The organism is Kutzneria viridogrisea DSM 43870 (assembly GCF_000525635.1).
In the GTDB taxonomy this organism is placed as follows: Bacteria; Actinomycetota; Actinomycetes; order Mycobacteriales; family Pseudonocardiaceae; genus Kutzneria; species Kutzneria viridogrisea.
This window is the reverse complement of the sequence record NZ_CP007155.1, coordinates 8420718-8439444: the sequence shown is the minus strand read 5'-3', so window position 1 is coordinate 8439444 and position 18727 is coordinate 8420718. Positions and strand designations below refer to the sequence as shown.

The window sequence follows — 18727 nt, the reverse complement described above, 5'->3', positions numbered from 1 at the left end:
ACGCACCACGGGAAGCGCCGACACGCGCCGAACCCCCGCGGGTCAAGTCGTGAGGGGGAGGCGGGCCAGTACGCGGGTGCCGTGCGGGGTGAGTGGGGCCACGTGGAACTGGCCGCCGAGTTCGGCCGCGCGCTCGCCCATCGAGCTCAGGCCCACGCCGGTGCGCGGCCCGCCCACCAGGCCGGTGCCGTTGTCGGTGACCTCCAGGTGCAGGTCCCGGTCCACCCAGAGCCGCAGCAGGCAGCGGTCCGCGTGGGCGTGCCGGGTGACGTTGGTCAGCGCCTCGCAGGCGATCCGGTAGGCGGCGACCTCCACCGCGGCGGGCAGGGGCGGCAACCGCTCGGGGGTGTCGATCTCGATCGCCACGGTGAGCCGTTCCACCAGTGTGCCGACGTGCTCGTGCAGGGCGCTGACCAGCCCGAGCCGTTCCAGCGCGGTGGGCCGCAGGTCGGCGGCCACGCGGCGGATCTCCCCGATGGCGCCCTGCAACTCGGCGGCCAGCGTGCCCATCAGCGCCTTGGCCGAGTCGGCGTCGGAGTCCACGGCGCTCTCCGCCAGCGACAGGCCGAGCGCGACCGCGGCGAGCGTGGGGCCCACCCCGTCGTGCAGGTCGTGCAGCAGCCTGCGGCGTTCCTCCTCACGCGCGCGGACGAGCCGGTCCCGGCTGCGCTGGAGGTCCTCGGTGACCCGCGCCGAGTACACGGCGGCGCCGGCGTGCCGGGCGATCTCGGTGAGCGCCCTGCGGTCCCTGCGCCGCAGCGGCTCGCGGGGTGTGCGGCTGGCGGCGACCAGGGTGCCGACCAGTGAGCCCTGGTACACCAGCGGGAACCGGGCCAGCTCCCCGGCGGGCGTGCCGTAGCCGGCGGCGGGCTCGTGCTCCCCGCTGTGCTCGATGGCCACGTAGGGCAGGCGCAGCGCGGTGCCCACGGTCTCCACGACGGCGCCGAGCAGGGAGGCGGGCAGGTGGCTGGACTCCAGCGTGGCGGCGAGCGTGGACACCACGCGGTACGGGTCGTCGCGGTCCCCGAACAGCCACTGGTTGATCGCGCTCTGCAGGCGGGTGCGCAGCGGGTTGCCGAGCACGACGACCACCGTGGCGGCGGCGATCTGCCGCCACGGCTCGTCCAGCGGCTGGGCGAAGGCGTTGAGCAGGCCCACCACGCCCAGGTAGATGCCGATCACGCCCACGCTCAGCGCGGTGTAGAGCAGTGAGCGGCCCAGCACGATGTCGATGTCCAGCGCGTTGTAGCGCAGGATCGCCGCGGCCAGCGCGATCGGGATGGGGATGAACACCAGGTGCACCAGCGGCCAGCCCAGCGGGGTGCTGCCGGTCAGCTGGTGCGGCAGGATCCACAGCAGCAGGTACAGGCCCTGCCCGCCGCCCAGGGGCAGCGCCAGCCAGCGCAGCCGGTGGCGGGTCAGCTGGTCGGGGGCGACGCGGTAGGTGCGCACGAGCATGATCAGGATCAGCGGGGTGTAGACGTACTGCACCAGCCACAGCGGCTGGCCGAGCACCTCCAGCCGCTCCAGCGGGGTCCTGGCCAGCGGCAGCCGGGTGCCGACCGACACCAGGTACAGCAGGGTGGGCCCGGCGTAGACCAGCGCGGTCCAGCGCCGCAGCCGCCGGATCGTGTTCGGCTCGGGGAACACCAGCGTCAGGTGCAGCATGCCGCCGAGGATCGGACCGGCGGCAAGCTCCGCCAGCCACCAGCGCCAGAACTGGTCCCCGCCGACCAGGTCGATCGCCTGTAGGTCGACCACCCCGTTGGTGATCCCACTGGCCGCGGCGAACATGCTGGTGATCAGTGCGGCCACGGCCGCGGGGTTGCCCGGGCGCTGGCGGTAGACGAACACCGAGGTGCCGACCAGCATGGCCATCAGCAGCACCAGGCTCCAGTGCTTGAGCAGCGCCCCGCCCAGGTCGAACGGGTGCAGCAGCACGCTGGTGTGCACGGTGTGCCCGCCGCGCAGCACCTCGTAGTCCACCCGCTGGCCCATCGCGACCGGTTCGCCACCGATGCCGTGCGCCAGCCACTGGGCCAGCTCGTGACCGTCCACCGAGACCAGCACGTCCCCGGCGAGCAGCTCCCGGCCGGGCAGGTCCTCGCGGACCACCAGTGCGCCGTTGGACAGCAGCACGTCCGCGTTGTTGATCACCGTGCCGTCCGAGGGGCCGGTGGCCCGCACCCACACGCCCGCCGCCGACAGCACCGCCAGCAGGAGGGCGAGCAGTACCACCAAACGTGTGCTCGCGCCGCCCTCAGCTCTGTCGGACACGATCACAAGGACGTGCCGCCGCCCTCGAGATACAGCGCTGAGCGTGACTCAGCGGTTGGCCGCCCACTTCTGCCACTCGTCCAGCCAGCGCTGGGTCTGCTCGACCGCACCCTGCGGCCAGGTCAGCTCCCAGGCCAGCTGCGCCGCCTGGCTGGGCACCTGCCCGCCCTCGGTGGCGTACCGGATCGTCTCGTCCACGGCGGCCTGCCGCAGCGCCTCGTCCTGGCCGAACCACTCGGCCCGCTCGGCGAGCTTGGTCAGCTGGTTGACCATGGAGGTCACCGTGCGGTTGGCCGCCTCCTTGGTGACCCCCGTGCCGCGCTCCAGCGCCCGCACCGCCCGCTGCCACATCGGGCCGTACAGCCGCCCGTCGCCGACCCGCCGCCTCGGCAGCCGCCCGGCCAGCACCGCCTGCTGGGTGCGCGCCTGGAAGTCGATCAGCTCGGTGACCAGGATCCGGTACACCTCGACGCCCTGTGCGGGCGGCAGTTCCGGCACCGGCCGCCTGCTGTGCGCCTCCACCAGCCGGGCGATCCACTCGGCACGGCGGTCCAGGTACGGCCGCAGGTCCTGTACGGCTGTCAGCCGCAGTTCGCCGGGCTCCACCCCGCGGGCGATCACCGTGACCACCACCCCGGCCACCGCGAACCGGGCCGTCCACACCGGACCCTCGCGGTAGATCGGGCCGGAGAGCACCTCGCCGTCCACCGCGGTGTTGGTGCACGAGAGCACGGCGGGCTCGCCCGCGTCGGGGTCCTCGACCCCGGCGTGGTCCACGATCCGGTTGTGCTCCTCGTCCAGCATCCTGCGCAGCGGGCCGCTGGCGTCGCCCTGGCCGCCGGTGGGCAGCGCGGTGTTGATCGACACGTGCGGGCCGTCCTGGGCCAGCGGGTCGCCGTAGGCCAGCGTCACCTCATCCGAGGTGTCCTCACTGTGGCCGAGCGAGCTGAGCACACCCAGCCCCAGGTCGGGGGCGTCCAGGCCGTACACCGGGAAGGCGGGGCGGGGTGTGATGTCCTCGGCGTCCTCCAGTGCGGTGCGCCTCAGCCGGGCGATCCACTCCTCGTCGGACTCCATGGGCACATCCAACACGCCGTGCCCGGGGCCCGCTGGCGTAATGCCCGTTTTGCCGGAAAACTCAACCGAGTGGACCCACCCGGGCGCGTGCGCACGCGCGAGAGGAGTACTCGCAGCCCTGCGACCGTCACGATGTGTAGGACTTTTTCCGCCGGGTGCTCCACAAACCCGGTGCGGCCGACTACGGTCCCTGGTCTGGACCGGGAGGGGCCGGTTCTGTGACCTGAGCCACTTGCCAGCCGAATGCGGGGGAACAACGATGTCCTCGGAAATCTCACGTCGACACCTGCTGTCCAGGGCGGCGGCCCTCGCGGTGCTGGCCGGACCGGCCGCGGGCCTGCTCAGCGCCTGCGCGGGCGGCGGTGGCGGCCCGGCCACCGGCCCGGTCACCGGGGCCAAGAGCGCCACCAACCCGCTGGGGGTGGCCGCCGACGCCCCGCTGGACGTGGTGATCTTCAACGGCGGCCTCGGCGAGGACTACGCCAAGTACGACGAGTCGCTCTACAGCAAGGCCTTTCCCAACGCCAAGGTCAGCCACACGGCCACGCAGAAGATCTCCGACCTGTTGCAGCCCCGGTTCGCCAACGGCAACCCGCCGGACATGGTCAACGACTCCGGCGACGGCCAGATCAGCCCCGGCACGCTGGTCAACAACAACGCGCTGACCGACCTGGCCCCGCTGCTGGACGCCCCGAGCATCGACGACCCGAACACCAAGGTGCGCGACACCCTGCTGCCCGGCTCGCTGGACATCGGCACCTACAACGGCAAGGTGTTCATCCTCAACTACAACTACACCGTGTACGGGCTCTGGTACAACGCGAAGCTGTTCCGGGACAAGGGCTGGCAGCCGCCCAAGACCTGGGCCGAGTTCAAGGAGCTCGCGCCGAAGATCAAGGCGGCGGGCATCGCCCCGTTCGTGCACGCGGGCAAGTACCCGTACTACATCGGGGTGCCGATCACCGACTGGGTGGCCAAGCTCGGCGGGCAGAAGCTGTCGGTGGACATCGACAACCTGGTGCCCGGCGCCTGGCGCAACGACGCGGTGACCGCCGCCCTGGAGGCCACCCTGGAGCTGGTGCACAACGGCTGGGTGCTGGCCGGGTCCGAGGGCATGTCGCACACCGAGTCCCAGCAGGCGTTCCTGGACGGCAAGGCAGCCTTCATCCCGGTGGGCAGCTGGTTCGAGAACGAGATGCGCAAGACCATCCCGCCGGGCACCGAGCTGACCGTCATCCCGATGCCCTCGCTGACCGACCACGACGCGCTGCCCTACGGTGCCGTGCGCGCCGAGGCCAGCGAGCCCTTCGTCGTGCCATCGAAGGCGCACAACGTCAACGGGGGCCTGGAGTTCCTGCGCATCATGCTGAGCAAGGACGCCGCGAAGAAGTACGCCGAGCTGACCAGCTCGCTGTCCATCGTCAAGGGCTCGGCGGACAGCGTGACCACCTCCACCGCGCTCACCTCGGCCAACAAGATCGCCACCGCGGCCGGGGACAACATCATCCACTTCCGCTCGTTCATCGACTGGTACAAGCCGCTGCGCAGCGAGTGGGAGGCGGCCAACGGCGAGCTGATGGCCGGTCGCTTCACCGCGAAGCAGTGGATCGACAAGGTGCAGGCCGCCTCGGACAAGATCGCGGCCGACAAGTCGGTCGCCAAGTACCACCGCGACAAGTAGGCAGGCGCATGAACCACCGCCGACTGCCGTTCGTGGCCGGCTTCCTGCTGGTCCCGATCGTGCTCTACGCCATGTACGTGGTGTCCCCGTTCGTGCAGACGGTGTTCTACTCGTTCACCGACTGGGGCGGCTTCTCCAGCGAGCAGAACTTCCTCGGGCTGGGCAACTACGCCGCGCTGCTCGGTGACGAGGTGTTCCAGAAGGCCGTGCTGCACAACGCCTTCCTGCTCGTGCTGATGCCGTTGACCACGATCCTGATCGCGCTGTTCCTGGCGTTCCTGCTCAACGTTGGCGGGCGCTCGGACAGCGCGGGCGTGCGCGGGGTGCGCGGTTCGGGCACGTACAAAGTGGTGCTGTTCTTCCCGCAGGTGCTGTCCGTGGCGATCGTCGTGGTGCTGTTCCAGTCGGTGTTCCGCACAGACGGGCTCGGCCTGCTCAACGCCACGCTGATCAAGCTCGGGCTGGTTGACGCGGCGCGCCCCGTGCAGTGGTTCAGCAACCCGGACCTGGTCCTGTGGTGCCTGCTGTTCGTCATGGTGTGGAGCGGGGTCGGCTTCTACATGGTGCTGTTCTCGGCGGCCATGCGCTCGATCCCGCGGGAGATCTACGAGGCCGCGCTGCTGGACGGGGCCGGTCGCGCGCCGACCTTCTTCCGGATCACCCTGCCGCTGCTGCGCGACACCGTGTCGGTGGCCTGGGTGTACCTGGGCTTCATCGCGCTGGACGGTTTCGCGCTGGTCACCGGCCTCACCCCGGAGTCCGGCGGCGGTGGTCCGAACCACGCCAGCGAGCTGATCTCCAACGTGCTGTACCGGACCGCGTTCAGCCAGGGCAAGTTCGGCTACGCCTGCGCCATGGGCGTCGCGCTCGCGGTGTTCTCCCTGCTGCTGGCGGTCGTGCAGCTGCGGGTCACCCGGCGCGAGCGCATCGAGTACTGAGGGGAGCTGCCATGACCGAGACCGCCCGGCCCGCACGGGGCTCCTTCGGCGTTGTCAACCTGTTCTCGCAGGGCTTCCTGCTGCTGTGGGCGGCGATGGTGGTGCTGCCCTTGCTGTGGGCCCTGGTCTCCTCGCTCAAGAGCGACGCGGAGATCCTGTCCAGCCCCTGGGCGCTGCCCACCGAGCTGCACTGGGAGAACTTCGGCCGGGCCTGGACCGGCGGCCACATCGGCGAGTTCTTCGTCAACACGATCATCGTGCTGATCGGCGGGGTCAGCCTGACCATGCTGCTCGGTGCGATGGCCGCCTACGTGCTGGCCCGCTACCCCTTCCCCGGCAACAGGGTCGTCTACTACGCCTTCGTCGCCGGGCTCACCCTGCCGATCTTCCTGGCCCTGGTGCCGCTGTACCGGATCGTCGGCAACCTGGGCAACGTCCCGGTTGTCGGGCCGTACCTGGGGCTGAACTCCTACCTCGGACTGATCCTGGTGTACGTGGCGTACTCGCTGCCGTTCACCGTGTTCTTCCTGCACTCCTTCTTCCGCACCCTGCCCACCGAGGTTGCCGAGGCGGGTCTGCTCGACGGGGCCTCGCACTCGGGGCTGTTCCTGCGGGTGATGCTGCCGATGGCCAAGCCGGGGCTGCTGAGCATCGGCATCTTCAACGTCATCGGCCAGTGGAACCAGTACCTGCTGCCGCTGGTGCTCATGCAGCGCCAGTCCGGCACCGACACCGACCACTCCGTGCTGGCGCAGGGCCTGCTCAACCTGGCCGTCAGCCAGGGCTACAAGTCGGACTGGTCGGGGCTGTTCGCCGGCATGACCATCGCCATGCTGCCGATGCTGGCCGTCTACGTGCTCTTCCAGCGCCAGGTCCAGGCGGGACTGACCGCGGGCACGCTCAAGTAGTGGCGTGAAGGTGGCTTTCACTGCGCCCAGCGCAGTGAAAGCCACCTTCACGGCGTCAGAGCGTGCGCCAGGAGGCGTCCAGCAGCAGGTGGATCGTGCCGGGGACGCCGTGGCTGGGTAGGGGCCCGGTGGACGGTTCGGGGGTGATCCGGTCCTCGCTGAGCACGCCGACCACCTCCACCTCCCGGTCCGCCAGCTCGCCCCACTCGGCCAGCCCGGCGATGTAGACCGGGGGCTCCTGCTCACCGCGCACCAGGACGGCGCCCGCGTGTGCGTTGCGGGCAGTTCCGCGCAGGCTCACCACTCGTTCCGTGCTCATCGATTCGCTCGCGGGCTCGCTCATCAGTCCTTCTTCGCGAATGCCACCGTGAAGACCTGCTCGTCGAAATCCTGCAAAGGGCGCGAGTAGTGCCTCAGCGTGCTCTGGTAGACCACCATGCGCGGCTCCTCGTGATTGGCGTGCCACCAGGTGTTGGTGTCCTGATCGAACCAACCGTAGTCGAAGTTCACATATCCCGGGCGCGCGCGGTACCGGTAGGTGCTCATGTCTACCTGGTCGGTCTCGCGGTCCGGCCGGTAGGTGGTGTGGGCCCGCTCCTCGGACCAGTCGGGGTTCTGCCAGGAGTAGAAGCGCTTGGAGAAGATCGAGGCCTTGAGCTTGGCCGAGTCGATCCAGCTCGGCAGGGCCTTGACGACGTTCTTCAGCCGCTTGAGGATCGGGTCCTTGGCCACGGCCGCCTCGTACTGGGCCGGGCTCGGGTGGGTGTCGACGATCTTGTTCAGCGCGGCCTGCACCGCCTCTGCGGTCCGCAGGCTGCCGAAGGACAGGTTCAGCGGCGGGTTGCTCAGGTCCTCGCGGTTGAGGTTGACCACGGTCACCCCGATGCAGCCGCGCGCCAGGTTCTCCCGCTCGTCCTCGGTCATCTCGCGTCCGTGGTACCTCTCCCACGCTTCCACGTAGTCCTCGACCCGCCAGGTCCGGTAGGACCTGTCCTCTGCCAGCGGCGGGGCCAGCGGAGCCCGGGGCGTGGGGGCGGCAACGGCGGCGGCTTGAGCGGTCGTGGCGATGAGGGTCGGAAGCCCGAACCCGACCGCGGCCACCACAGCCGCGCGCAGAAACCACTTGTGCACAATTTCCTCTTTCGGTCGAAGCGGCGGTTTTGTGAACCGGGAAAAACGTTAGGAATGACCAGAAGGCTCAGCAAGAGGATTTAACGGCGGTGTGACCGCCCTCTCTCTCGCGTCCGGCTGAACGGAGTAACCGGTTGGGATGCGCGTGGTATTCAGTGCTCATTTCTGACAATTGCGGTCCGGTTCGCAGTTTTTCGTTGAAATTTCAATCTGATCGAAGTGTGGCCTGGGTCACGACCGGGAAGGATCGCGAGGGGTCGCGAGGTTCCACCGGAGGTCAACACCGAAGAGGGGGAGTTGTCGTGATCAGTACACGTCTCGGCGCCGCCGTGCTGGCCGCGGTCGCCGCGCTGGCCGCCGTGCCCGCCACCGCCGCACCGCAGCGCGAGCACTGGGTGGACACCTGGGCCGCCGCACCGCAGTCCGGGCACGGCGGGATCCCGTTCATCCCGGACGCCAAGCCGTTCGCGGACCAGACCCTGCGTGAGGTCGTGCACCCGGGGACCGACGGCACCCGTGCCCGCGTGCGGCTGGCCAACACCTTCGGCGAGCACCCGCTGGTGATCGGCGCGGCCCGCCTGGCCAAGCGCACCAGCGGCTCGGCCGTGGACACCGGCTCGGCGCGGGCGCTGACCTTCGGCGGGCGGCAGACCATCACGGTGCCGGTCGGCGCCGAGGTGCTCTCCGACCCGGTCGACCTGCGCGTGAGCGCCGGCGCCGACCTGGCCGTCGACCTGTACCTGCCGCAGGACACCGGCGTGCCCACCCAGCACTTCGACGCGCGCCAGACCTCGTACGTGGCCGCCGGCAACCAGGTCGGGGCGGCGAACCTGACCGCCGCGAGCACCACCACCAGCTGGTTCTTCCTCAGCGACGTGGAGGTGAGCACCCAGCGGCCCACCGAGGCGGTGGTGGCCTTCGGCGACTCGATCACCGACGGCACCGGGTCCACTGTGGACGCCAACCGCCGCTGGCCGAACTACCTGGCCGACCGGCTGGCGGGCAGGGGCCTGTCGGTGCTCGACGAGGGCATCGCGGGCAACCGGCTGCTGCACGACATCGTCGGGCCCAACGGCCTGGCCCGGTTCGACCGGGACGTGCTGACCAAGCCGGGCGCGCGGTACGCGGTGGTCCTGATCGGCATCAACGACATCGGGCTGCCCGGCACGGCGGACCGCCCGCAGGAGGGGATCACCGTCGACCAGTTGGTGCAGGGCTACCAGCAGTTGGTCGCGCGGGGCCACGAACACGGGCTGCGTGTCTACGGGGCCACGCTGACGGCGATCGCGGGCTCGGGCTACGACAAGCCCGCCAACGAGGCCAAGCGGCAGCAGGTCAACGCCTGGCTGCGGTCCACCGCTGGGCACCGTGACGGTTTCGACGGGGTGGTGGACTTCGACGCGGCCACCCGCGACGCCGCCCAGCCGAGCCGGATCAACCCGGCCTTCGACAGCGGAGACCACCTGCACCCCAACGACGCGGGCTATCGCGCGATGGCGCAGGCGATCGACACCCGCTGGTTCCGCTGAGCTACCTGAGCCCGGTCGGGGGCACGAAGGTGCGCTGAGTCAGCAGGGACGCGGCCAGCACCGCCAACCACTGGTTGCGGTGCTGGCCGCTGCACGTGGTGGTGTAGTGCTGGTCGGCGCGGGCCTGGTAGTCGGCTCCACCGGGAACCGGTGTCAAGTCGCCGAACGGCACCGCGTTCACCCCTCACACGGTCGAGTGGCGGAGCGCGAGATCGACGGCCGGTCGACCGTATATTCCGTGGTAGATCGAAAAATCCTCGTGGAAGGCAACCATGGTCGACGCACGTGTGCTGGCGGTGCCCGTGGTGCCAAGGCAGTTGTCCGCCCAGCGCGGGCGGGACCCCTACCCGTACTTCGGCTGGCTGCGCGCGAACGCGCCCGCCCTGCCCGAGTTGCGCGCGGGCGGTTACACGGTCTGGTACGTCTCGCGCTACGAGGACGTGCTGTCCCTGCTCGCCGACCAGCGGCTGAGCAAGAACCCCGACCTGGTCCCCGGCTACGTGTCGGGCCCGCTCGGCGCGAACCGGCACCTCGTGCACGCCGACCCGCCGGAGCACGCCAGGCTGCGCAAGCTGGTGGGCGCGGCCTTCCTGCCCCGGCGCATCGCCGCGCTGGAGCCGCTCATCGCCGGTACCGCGCGGCAACTGCTCGATCGCGCCGACCCGGCTCAGGGCATGGACCTGATCGAGGACTTCGCCCTGCCGCTGACGTTCACGCTGATCTGCACGATCCTCGGCGTGCCCGAGCAGCTGATCACCCCGGCCACCCGCCAACTGCTCGCCGACACCATGGTGCCCAGCCACGCCAGCGACACGCGTGAGCAGTTGCAGGTCTTCCTTCGGCAGTTGGTGGCGTGCAAGCGGTTGGGCGCTGCCACGGAGCTGGACCTGCTCGGTGCGCTGGCGCACGCCCGCGGTGACCGGCTCACCGAGGAGGAACTGGTCAGCACCGCCTACCTGCTGCTGCTCGTCGGGCACGACACGACCGTCAACCTGATCGGCAACGGCATGCTCGCGCTGCTGCGCAACCCCGAGCAGCTGCGGCGGCTGCGCGAGGAGCCCGAGCTGATGCGCACCGGGGTCGAGGAACTGCTGCGCTACGACTCGCCGGTCCGCAACGCCACGTTCCGCGTGGCCGCCGAGCCGATCTCCTTGCACGGCAACACGATCCAGTCCGGCGACATCGTGAGCCTGCTGATCGGCTCCGCCAACCGCGACGAGGCCAGGTTCCCCGAGCCTGACGTGCTCGACCTGGCCCGCGACCCCAACGAGCACCTCGCCTTCGGCCGCGGACCGCACTTCTGCGTCGGCGCCGCCCTGGCTCGGCTCGAAGGCGGCATCGCGTTCCGGCTGCTGCTCGACCGGCTCGGCGACCCGCGCCTTGCCGTGCCCGAGGACGCCCTGCGCTGGCACCCCTGCCGCGTGATGCGCGGACTGGTGAGCCTGCCCGTAACGGCCTGAAAGCGGCTCACACCCGGTCGGCGAGTCCCGCTTTGGTGCGCGTGAGTCCCGTTCACTCGGGCGTGAGTCCCGCTTTGGCGGCGGCGAGTCCCGCTCTGGTGTGGACGAGTCCCGTTCCGGCGCGCGTGAATCCCGCTTACCCGGGCGTGAGTCCCGTCAGCGGCATGGGCGGTGCCGCAGGGCGGGAGGCAGACCCGGAGTGGCGTGAAGGTGGCTTTCACTGCGTCCAGCGCAGTGAAAGCCACCTTCACGCCACCCGGCCCGCTCAGGCAGGCGTCCAGTCCGTGTTCGCCCCGCACAGCACGACACACGGCAGTTCGGCCGACACCCGGCCCGCCAGCCAGGCCGCGAACGGCACGGCTGCCGCAGGCTCGACGGCGAGCCGGAACTCCTCCCACAACCGGTCCCGGGCCGCGAGCAGTTCCGCGTCGCTGACCAGCACAGACCTGGTCCCCGGCGCGTTGAGCACCGCGAACGGCACGGCGCCCACCCGCGTCGCGCCCAGCGCCGAGGAGGCCACCGACTCCACCGCCACGTCCACCGGCTCACCGGCCGCCAGCGCCTGGTGCAGCGCGCTGCACCCCTCCGGCTCCACGGCGACCGTCTGCCGGGGACCGATCGCCAGCGCGGTGCCCGCGGCCAGCCCGCCGCCGCCGACCGCGACCAGTACGGCGTCCACCTCGGGTGCGTCGGCGACGATCTCGGCACCCATCGTGCCCTGGCCCGCCACCACCGCGGGGTCGTCGTAGGCGGGCAGGTACCTGGCGCCGCTCGCCGCCGCCTCGTCCACGGCAGCGGCCGCGGCCTCCGCGTAGTGCCGACCGTGTCGCACCAGCTTGGCGCCCGCGGCCTCGATCCGCCGCGCCTTGCCCGCCGGGGTGCCCTCCGGCACGTAGACCGTGGCCTGCACGCCGAGCAGCCCGGCCGCCGTGGCCACCGCCAGCCCGTGGTTGCCACCGGAGGCCGTCACCACCTGGTCCGGCCGCTCCCCGTGGCGCAGGGCGTTGACCGCGCCGCGCAGCTTGAAGGACCCGCTCAGTTGCAGGTGCTCCAGCTTCAGCACCAGCGGCCTGCCGTCCACTTCGGTGCGCAGCAACGGCGTGCGCCTGGTGTAGGGGCGGATCCGGTCGGTCGCCTCGGCGACATCGGCTGCGGTCGGCTTGTTCATGGCACCACTGTGAGCCGGAGCAGCCATAATCGCCAGTGAAGTCTAATGGCCCGACCTTAGGAGCACTTAATGCTCGACCTGGCCAGGCTGCGCGTGCTGGTCGAAGTCGCGCATGCCGGTTCCATCGCCGCGGCGGCACAGCGCATGTCGTTCACGCCCTCCGCGCTGTCCCAGCAGTTGGCCAAGCTCGAACGCGAGGTCGGCTGCCGACTCGTCGAGCGCGGCCCGACCGGGGTCCGCCTCACGGCCAACGGCCGGGTCCTGCTCGGTTACGGCGAACGCGTGCTCGGCGACCTGCGTGAGGCCGAACTGGCCGTGCGCGGCGCCGAACCGCAGCGCGTGGCCATCGGCACGTTCTCCTCCGCGGGCAAGGTGCTCGTGCCGGAAGCGCTGTCCGCCCTGCGCCGCAGGCACCCCACGGCGCAACTGTCCCTCGTGGACGTCGAGCCGCCCGAGGGCTACGGGCTGGTCACCTCGCGCGACCTGGACCTGCTCATCACCCACCGCTACCCGGGCGGCACCCTGCCCAGCGCCACAGGCCTGCACCGCAAGCGTTTGCTCACCGACCCGCTGCGGCTCGTGCTGCCCGCGGGCCACCCCAGGGCCACCGGCCACATCGGACTCGCCGACCTGGCCGACCAGGACTGGATCTCCGGCGGTCTGGGCATCCCCAACCGGATCTGCCTGGACCACCTGGCCGGCGCCGCGGGAGTGCGCCCGCACGTCGCCTACGAGACCCGTGACTACGAGGTGACGCTCGCGCTCATCGCCGCCGGGCTGGGCATCTCGTTGGTGCCGATCACCGTGCTCAGCCAGATCGACACCAGCAGGCTGGCGGTCCGCGAGCTGCGTGGGATCCGCCCGGCCCGCGAGATCTACGTCGTGCACCGCAAGCGCCCGCCCGCACTCGTCGCCGAACTCGTGGCGCTGCTCGGCGAGGTGCTGGAGCCCTCACCTGCGCGGGACTCGCCCGCGGCTGCCCGGGATTCGCCTGCCTGAGGCCGGGACTCGCGCTCCCCAGAGCGGGACTCGCGTGCCCCAAGGCGGGATTCGGCTGCGGCTGCGCGGGACTCGCGTGCCTGAGGCCGGGACTCGCGTGCCCCAGGGCGGGACTCGCCGTACCGAAAGCGCGGACTCACCGGGTGGGCCCCGCGTGTCGGCGCTTCGCGGACGGTGTGTTCGCACTCAGCGGGCGGTTTCCCAGCCCGTGAGACCGCGTACCGCAAGCGCCGACACGCGGTACCGGAACGTCCGACACGCGCTGCTGGGTCGCTGCGGGGTGGGCCGCTCGCCGAGGGTCAGGCGGATTCGCCGCGGTCGGCCAGGCTGACGACCCGGTTGCGGCCGGTGCGCTTGGCCACGTACAGGGCGTTGTCGGCGGCCATCAGCAGGCGGTCGATCACCAGCCCGTCGTGCGGGTAGACCGCCACGCCGATGGAGGCCGACAGGTCGGTCACGGTCGCTGCCTGGTCGCGGATCACCAGGTCGCCGATGGCGTTGCGCAGGCGCTCGGCCACGCTGATCACGTCGGCGTGCGGCGTCTCGGGCAGTAGCACCACGAACTCCTCACCGCCGAAGCGGCCCACCGAGTCGTAGTCGCGGACGTGCTGCTCCAGCGCCACCGCCACGTGCTTGAGCACCGTGTCGCCGACCAGGTGGCCGTGCGTGTCGTTGACCCGCTTGAAGTGGTCGATGTCGATCATCAGCACGCCGAAGCCGCCGAGCTGCCTGGTGGCGCGGTCCAGCTCCCTGGTGGCCACGTCGTGCCAGGCCACGGCGTTGAGTACCCCGGTCTTCTGGTCGCGGGTGGCCATCTCCTGGAACTGGCGCATCAGCATGCTGCGGTGCAGCATCACGATCGGCAGCAGGATCAGCGGCACCAGGTACGGCCGGGAGGCCAGCACCGCGGCGGTCATCGCGCCAAGGCACAGCGTGGCCAGTTCGAGCACGTTGTTGTCCCAGCCGCCGGTGAGCGTGCTCAGCGGGCTGTCCGGGTGCCGCAGCCGCAGGCCGACGAACACCAGCACGCTGTTGATCAGCGTGTAGGCGAGCATCGCGAGCGCCACGGCCACCAGCCCGCGCGGGCCCATGTCCAGTTCGGTGCCGCCCGCGACGGCGCGCAGGACCGGGCCGACGGCCAGGCAGGCGAGCACCACCGTGCTGGCGCTGAACACGATCCGGTTGGTCGGACGGCTGGACGGCGCGCGCCAGACCCGGCCGATCAGGTGCAGGTAGACGCCCACGGTCAACAGGGCGGCCAGCAGCGAGGGCAGCACCAGCGCGCCCGCGAAGGTCCACACCGAGGCCATGTCGGCGTTGACCGTGCCGACCAGGTAGCGGCGCAGCCGTTCGGTGCGCCGGGACAGCTCGGCCTGGGCCACGCCGAGCCCGAGCAGCACCGCGAAGTGCAGCCAGTCCAGCCCCGTGGGCGCCGGACTGGGCAGGGCGAACACCAGCACCAAGGCAAGCGCTTCCACGCTGAGGTAGAACACGAGCACGCTTCGTGGTGCGTGGCGCAGCGCCCACGTGGCAGGGCGGAGCGGGAACGGTCGGTTCATGACCCTCCCTCCACCCGGCCGCGTGGACGCAGTATCAGCCGAGTCGGGAACCGAGGACTAGCCCCGAAAGAGCTAGGCGTCGGCGGGAGTTCGTCGGAAGTTCACTCGCTGGGGTCGGTCCGGCGCCGATGGTAGCCGGGACGCGCTCAGCCGGAGACCAGAACGGCGATCAGCGCCAGCACGGCCGGCAGCGCCTGCACGTACAGGATGCGCCTGCTCGCGGTGGCCGCGCCGTACACTCCCGCGACGACCACGCAGACCAGGAAGAACACCTGGGCGGGCCAGCTACCGATCAGGCCCCAGATCAGCCCGGCGGCCAGGAAGCCGTTGTAGAGGCCCTGGTTGGCGGCCAGCGCCTTGGTCTGCTCGGCGAACTCCGGCTCCAGGCCGAACGCGGCCCGCCCGCGCGGTGTCGTCCACAGGAACATCTCCAGCACGAGGATGTAGACGTGGATCAGGGCGACCAGCCCGACCAGCACCTGGGCGACGACGTGCATGAGGTTCCTCCTCGTGGCGAACTGCTCCGCGCAGTCTGCACCGCCGCGACCGTCCCAGCAGGACCTGGGGCGTACCGGGTGATCGCCGGGGTCGTCCTGTCTGCCCGATTGCCTCGACACCCCGCGCCGCGCATCACGTTGCTGTCACGGCGAGCAGTGCCACGATGGACGGGGGAGAGGAGGCGCCGTGGCCGAATGGGACGGGCAGGGCCTGCCACCGGTCGCCGCCGAGCGCATCCGCAGGGCGGCCGCCTCGGGGCTGCGCACCTCGCTGCTGTCCACCCCGGCGGCCGCGGGCCTGCGCGGAGTGGACCTCACGCCGGTCGGCGAGGTGATGGGCTGCGTGGTGCAGGGCCAGCAGGTGCGCTACTACGACGCCGCTGGCTACGAGCGCGGCATCCGCCGCGGCTACCGGGTGGCCCTGGACCGGATGCGGGTGGAGGCGCGCGGCATCGGGGCGCACGGGGTGGTCGGCGTGCGGATCCAGACCAAGCCGGTGGGCGGGTTCGCGACCGAGTTCGTGGTGCTGGGCACGGCGGTGCACGCCCCGTGGCCGCCGACCGGGCACCTGTTCACGACCGAGTTGTCCGGTACCGACGTGGCCAAGCTGCTGCACGGCGGCTGGCGCCCGGTGGACGTGGCGGTCGCCGTGGCGGTGGACGCCGTGCAGGTGGACTACACGACCCGCTCGCGGATGACCCCGTTCGCGGGCAACAACGAGATCCCCGTGTTCACCAGGCTGATCACCCGCGTGCGGTCCAGGGCGCGGGCCGAACTGGACGCCGCCGTCCACAGCGGACACGCCGAGGGCGCGATCGTCGGCGCCCTCAGCGTGGACAGCTGGGCCTACCAGGAGGCGGTGGTCTTCGCGATGGCCACCGCGTTCGGCACCACCATCGTCCACGACCCGGGGGCGCGCAGGGCACCGACCGGTGCGCTGACCGTCATGCCGCTGACAGAGAACAGGAACCGCCGATGAGCACCCCACAAGGCATCCCGCAGGACGCGCTGAACCGGTTGTCGCACATGCGCCCCGGCCAGCAGGGCAGCCTGTTCACCTCGGACCTGAGCGTCAACGAGTTCCTGCTCGTGCGCGAGGCGGGGTTCCGGCCGCTGGGCCTGGTGCTCGGGTCGAGCATCTACCACGTGGGCTTCCAACTGGGCCGGTGGAACCGCAACCAGGAGCTGGAGGTGCTCTCCCAGGCGATGTACCACGCCAGGGAGCTGGCCATGACCCGCATGGAGGCCGAGGCCGAGGTGCTCGGCGCCGACGGCATCGTGGGCGTCCGCCTGGAGATCGACTTCAAGCAGTTCGGCAACGACCTGGCCGAGTTCATCGCGGTGGGCACGGCGGTCAAGGCGGACGAACCCGGCCAGTGGCGCAACAACACGGGCAAACCGTTCACCTCGGACCTGAGCGGGCAGGACTTCTGGACGCTGATCCAGTCCGGTTACGCCCCGCTGGGCATGGTGATGGGCACCTGCGTGTACCACGTGGCGCACCAGCGGTTCTGGCAGGCGATCGGCAACATCGGGCAGAACGTGGAGATCCCGCAGTTCACCGAGGCCCTCTACGACGCGCGGGAGCTGGCCATGAGCCGCATGCAGGCCGAGGCCGAGCAGCTGGCCGCCGAGGGCATCGTGGGCGTGCAACTGCTGTCCCTGCCGCACAACTGGGGCGGGCACACCACGGAGTTCTTCGCGATCGGCACGGCGATCCGGCCGCTGCGCGAGGACCACACCATCGCCAAGCCGCAGCTCGTGCTGCCGCTGACGGACTGAGGGGGACGCACATGTGGGACACCCACCTGGTGGTGGCCGCGCTGCGGGCCGACCGGGCCGATGTCGAGTCCTACGCGCGGGTGCTCTCCCACGTGCTCGGTGACGCCCTGCCGCCGGGAATGGTCGAGGTGGAACGCAGGCGCGGCCTGTTCGGCCGGGGCGGTGAGCCGGTGGCGGTGCGCGTGCACGGCCAGGACCGGCTGCTGGAGCTGCGCGCGGGCAAGCGCGGCGGGGTGGAGGCCGAGGCGCACCAGGTGGTCCGCGGGGTGGTGATCAGCCGCAGGGCCGTGACCGTGGAGCAGTGGCTGGAGCTGCTCGCGGCCGAGTTGACCGGGCTCGCCGAGCGCGACGCCGCTGCCAGCGCCGCGCTCGGCCGCCTGCTCAACCAGTGAAGGACTTGAACAGGTTGGTGAACTCGTACAGGCCCTGCTGGATGCCCGAGCAGGTCGGTGAGACGCCACCGCTGCACCCGCCGTTGTCCCGGCCAACCGACCAGAACGCGAGCCGTCCGATGTGGTTGCTCTGCGCGTAGCTGAGCACCTGCTGGGCCACGGCCTGCGTGGTGACCATGCCGCTGTCGTTCACGCCGATCATCGGGGTGAGCCCCAGCATGGACTTCAGATCGGCATCGGACTTGCCGGGCCAGATCGTCTTCAGCTGGCCCAGGGTGGCGTTGGCGGCGCTGATGATCGCGTCGCCCCAGCCCCCGGTGTAGCCGAAGTCCATCACCATCGGGTTGACCAGCACGTTCAGCCCGCGCGATGCCGCGTCCTGCAACACCGACACGGAGAACGGGTCGACCCCGTAGTCCTGGCCCTGCACCCGCAGCGTGTAGCTGATCGTGGTGCCGCGGGCCTTCTGCACGTTGAGCAGCGCCTGGTTGACCGTGGCCGTCGGGATGGAGGCCTCGATGTCCACGTCCAGGCTGTTGCTGCCCACGGCGTCCAGGGACTTCAGGTACGCGTTGGTGAGCGCGTCCACCGAGCCGCACACGTTCTCCAGGTACGGCCCGGCCGCCCCGCCGGTGGACACCGTGACGCTGCCGCCCAGCGCGCGCAGGTCGTTGACCTCGCCGAGGACCCGGCTGTCGGTGAGCGGGATCGTGCCGCCCCAGGACGGGTTGCAGCCGGTGCTGTCGCCCAGCGCGAAGGCCAGGTTGAAGTTCTTCTGGCCGGTGGCCCTGGCCACCTCGGCCAGGGTTGGGCTCGCGTAGGTGATGTCGATGTACGGGGAGAACCGCGCGCCCGTCCCGGTCGGCGGGGACGTTGTTGTCGTTGTCGTGGTCGTGCTGGGCGGGGTCGTCGTGGTGCTGGTCGGCGGGGCGCCGCCGCCGCAGGGCTGGCCGTTGAGCTTGCAGTTGGCGGGCTGGCCGGAACCGTTGACCAGGAAGCCGAACGAGGCGCTCGCCCCGGCCGCGACCCCGCCGTTGTACTCGCGGTTGGTGAACACGTGGTGGTTGCCGCTGGGGGAGTCCTGCGCGTCCCAGTAGGACCCCAGGCTGGTGCCGCTGGGCAGGTCGAACTCCACCTTCCAGCTGCTCAGCGCCGAGGAGCCCGCGCTGACGGTGTACCTGGCCTGGTAGCCGCTGCCCCAGGTGGAGTCGGTGCTGAAGGCGGCCGTCGGCGAGGTGTCCGCACCGGCCATCCCGGACAGGGTGAACAGCGCGGCCACCGGAACTGCGGCGAGACCGGCCACCAGCAAACGCTTGGCGGACATGGTGA

18 protein-coding genes are annotated in these 18727 nt (G+C 70.9%); 9 read left to right on the top strand and 9 right to left on the bottom strand.

Annotation, left to right across the window (positions count from 1 at the left end):
• Positions 1–42: 42 nt before the first annotated feature.
• A complete protein-coding gene (locus tag KALB_RS44590) occupies positions 43–2277 on the bottom strand; it encodes a GAF domain-containing sensor histidine kinase (RefSeq protein ID WP_148309795.1) in 2235 nt (744 codons plus the stop codon).
• A 48-nt stretch (positions 2278–2325) separates the two neighbouring features.
• The gene (locus tag KALB_RS36665) at positions 2326–3354 is read right to left on the bottom strand and encodes a hypothetical protein (protein WP_025360656.1); all 1029 of its coding nucleotides are present in this window, start codon (positions 3352–3354) and stop codon (positions 2326–2328) included.
• A 259-nt stretch (positions 3355–3613) separates the two neighbouring features.
• Between KALB_RS36665 and ngcE the strand changes: the two genes are divergently transcribed.
• Genes ngcE through KALB_RS36650 form a run of 3 tightly spaced genes read left to right on the top strand, consistent with a single transcriptional unit; the run spans position 3614 to position 6881 of the window.
• Positions 3614–5035, top strand: a complete 1422-nt coding sequence (gene ngcE / locus KALB_RS36660) for an N-acetylglucosamine/diacetylchitobiose ABC transporter substrate-binding protein (protein WP_025360655.1) — start codon at positions 3614–3616, stop codon at positions 5033–5035.
• An 8-nt stretch (positions 5036–5043) separates the two neighbouring features.
• Positions 5044–5973 (top strand): carbohydrate ABC transporter permease, encoded by a 930-nt coding sequence (locus KALB_RS36655; protein ID WP_025360654.1) that lies wholly within the window; start codon positions 5044–5046, stop codon positions 5971–5973.
• 11 nt (positions 5974–5984) lie between these two features.
• On the top strand, positions 5985–6881 hold the full coding sequence (locus KALB_RS36650; RefSeq protein WP_025360653.1) for a carbohydrate ABC transporter permease: 897 nt from the start codon (positions 5985–5987) through the stop codon (positions 6879–6881).
• Between the two features lie 55 nt (positions 6882–6936).
• On the opposite strand, the gene KALB_RS36645 is transcribed toward KALB_RS36650, so the two are convergent.
• Together KALB_RS36645 and KALB_RS36640 are read right to left on the bottom strand one after the other, a co-directional pair.
• Entirely contained in the window at positions 6937–7224 is a 288-nt protein-coding gene (locus KALB_RS36645) for a hypothetical protein (RefSeq protein WP_025360652.1), read from the bottom strand.
• Positions 7224–8012, bottom strand: coding sequence for a hypothetical protein (locus KALB_RS36640; RefSeq protein WP_030111976.1), 789 nt, complete (start codon positions 8010–8012; stop codon positions 7224–7226). The genes KALB_RS36645 and KALB_RS36640 overlap by 1 nt, the downstream gene beginning before the upstream one ends.
• A 302-nt stretch (positions 8013–8314) precedes the next feature.
• On the opposite strand from KALB_RS36640, the gene KALB_RS36635 reads away from it, so the two are divergent.
• Positions 8315–9541 (top strand): SGNH/GDSL hydrolase family protein, encoded by a 1227-nt coding sequence (locus KALB_RS36635; RefSeq protein WP_025360650.1) that lies wholly within the window; start codon positions 8315–8317, stop codon positions 9539–9541.
• Position 9542: 1 nt separating this feature from the next.
• Here the strand turns inward: KALB_RS36635 and KALB_RS36630 are convergent, their stop codons facing one another.
• Positions 9543–9722, bottom strand: a complete 180-nt coding sequence (locus KALB_RS36630) for a hypothetical protein (RefSeq protein WP_025360649.1) — start codon at positions 9720–9722, stop codon at positions 9543–9545.
• Between the two features lie 91 nt (positions 9723–9813).
• Between KALB_RS36630 and KALB_RS36625 the strand changes: the two genes are divergently transcribed.
• A complete protein-coding gene (locus tag KALB_RS36625) occupies positions 9814–11001 on the top strand; it encodes a cytochrome P450 family protein (RefSeq protein WP_025360648.1) in 1188 nt (395 codons plus the stop codon).
• 265 nt (positions 11002–11266) lie between these two features.
• On the opposite strand, the gene KALB_RS36620 is transcribed toward KALB_RS36625, so the two are convergent.
• The gene (locus tag KALB_RS36620) at positions 11267–12169 is read right to left on the bottom strand and encodes a serine/threonine dehydratase (protein ID WP_042221189.1); all 903 of its coding nucleotides are present in this window, start codon (positions 12167–12169) and stop codon (positions 11267–11269) included.
• Positions 12170–12238: 69 nt separating this feature from the next.
• On the opposite strand from KALB_RS36620, the gene KALB_RS36615 reads away from it, so the two are divergent.
• Positions 12239–13168 (top strand): LysR family transcriptional regulator, encoded by a 930-nt coding sequence (locus KALB_RS36615; protein ID WP_025360646.1) that lies wholly within the window; start codon positions 12239–12241, stop codon positions 13166–13168.
• Between the two features lie 299 nt (positions 13169–13467).
• On the opposite strand, the gene KALB_RS36610 is transcribed toward KALB_RS36615, so the two are convergent.
• Positions 13468–14727, bottom strand: a complete 1260-nt coding sequence (locus KALB_RS36610) for a GGDEF domain-containing protein (RefSeq protein ID WP_042221187.1) — start codon at positions 14725–14727, stop codon at positions 13468–13470.
• A gap of 146 nt (positions 14728–14873) precedes the next feature.
• A complete protein-coding gene (locus KALB_RS36605; protein WP_025360644.1) occupies positions 14874–15224 on the bottom strand; it encodes a DUF1304 domain-containing protein in 351 nt (116 codons plus the stop codon).
• Between the two features lie 187 nt (positions 15225–15411).
• Between KALB_RS36605 and KALB_RS36600 the strand changes: the two genes are divergently transcribed.
• From KALB_RS36600 to KALB_RS36590, 3 genes are read left to right on the top strand one after another with little or no spacing between them, the layout of a single operon-like run.
• Complete coding sequence (locus KALB_RS36600; protein WP_025360643.1) at positions 15412–16203, top strand: heavy metal-binding domain-containing protein; 792 nt, start codon at positions 15412–15414, stop codon at positions 16201–16203.
• Positions 16200–17006 carry a heavy metal-binding domain-containing protein gene (locus KALB_RS36595; RefSeq protein WP_025360642.1) on the top strand — a complete coding sequence of 269 codons (807 nt, stop codon included), beginning with the start codon at positions 16200–16202 and terminating at the stop codon, positions 17004–17006. The genes KALB_RS36600 and KALB_RS36595 overlap by 4 nt, the downstream gene beginning before the upstream one ends.
• A gap of 11 nt (positions 17007–17017) precedes the next feature.
• Positions 17018–17398 carry a hypothetical protein gene (locus tag KALB_RS36590; RefSeq protein ID WP_025360641.1) on the top strand — a complete coding sequence of 127 codons (381 nt, stop codon included), beginning with the start codon at positions 17018–17020 and terminating at the stop codon, positions 17396–17398.
• Here the strand turns inward: KALB_RS36590 and KALB_RS36585 are convergent.
• Positions 17388–18722, bottom strand: coding sequence for a glycoside hydrolase family 18 protein (locus KALB_RS36585; RefSeq protein WP_025360640.1), 1335 nt, complete (start codon positions 18720–18722; stop codon positions 17388–17390). The genes KALB_RS36590 and KALB_RS36585 overlap by 11 nt on opposite strands.
• Positions 18723–18727 lie beyond the last annotated feature (5 nt).

Excerpts from the sequence above, each read along its gene's own strand:
- KALB_RS36665 (WP_025360656.1), bottom strand. The coding sequence starts at position 3,354 with ATGGAGTCCGACGAGGAGTGGATCGCCCGGCTGAGGCGCACCGCACTG.
- KALB_RS36595 (WP_025360642.1), top strand. The coding sequence starts at position 16,200 with ATGAGCACCCCACAAGGCATCCCGCAGGACGCGCTGAACCGGTTGTCG.
- KALB_RS36605 (WP_025360644.1), bottom strand. The coding sequence starts at position 15,224 with ATGCACGTCGTCGCCCAGGTGCTGGTCGGGCTGGTCGCCCTGATCCAC.
- KALB_RS36625 (WP_025360648.1), top strand. The coding sequence starts at position 9,814 with ATGGTCGACGCACGTGTGCTGGCGGTGCCCGTGGTGCCAAGGCAGTTG.
- KALB_RS36645 (WP_025360652.1), bottom strand. The coding sequence starts at position 7,224 with ATGAGCGAGCCCGCGAGCGAATCGATGAGCACGGAACGAGTGGTGAGC.
- KALB_RS36610 (WP_042221187.1), bottom strand. The coding sequence starts at position 14,727 with ATGAACCGACCGTTCCCGCTCCGCCCTGCCACGTGGGCGCTGCGCCAC.
- KALB_RS36615 (WP_025360646.1), top strand. The coding sequence starts at position 12,239 with ATGCTCGACCTGGCCAGGCTGCGCGTGCTGGTCGAAGTCGCGCATGCC.
- KALB_RS36590 (WP_025360641.1), top strand. The coding sequence starts at position 17,018 with ATGTGGGACACCCACCTGGTGGTGGCCGCGCTGCGGGCCGACCGGGCC.
- KALB_RS36655 (WP_025360654.1), top strand. The coding sequence starts at position 5,044 with ATGAACCACCGCCGACTGCCGTTCGTGGCCGGCTTCCTGCTGGTCCCG.
- KALB_RS36650 (WP_025360653.1), top strand. The coding sequence starts at position 5,985 with ATGACCGAGACCGCCCGGCCCGCACGGGGCTCCTTCGGCGTTGTCAAC.
- KALB_RS36585 (WP_025360640.1), bottom strand. The coding sequence starts at position 18,722 with ATGTCCGCCAAGCGTTTGCTGGTGGCCGGTCTCGCCGCAGTTCCGGTG.
- KALB_RS36620 (WP_042221189.1), bottom strand. The coding sequence starts at position 12,169 with ATGAACAAGCCGACCGCAGCCGATGTCGCCGAGGCGACCGACCGGATC.
- ngcE (WP_025360655.1), top strand. The coding sequence starts at position 3,614 with ATGTCCTCGGAAATCTCACGTCGACACCTGCTGTCCAGGGCGGCGGCC.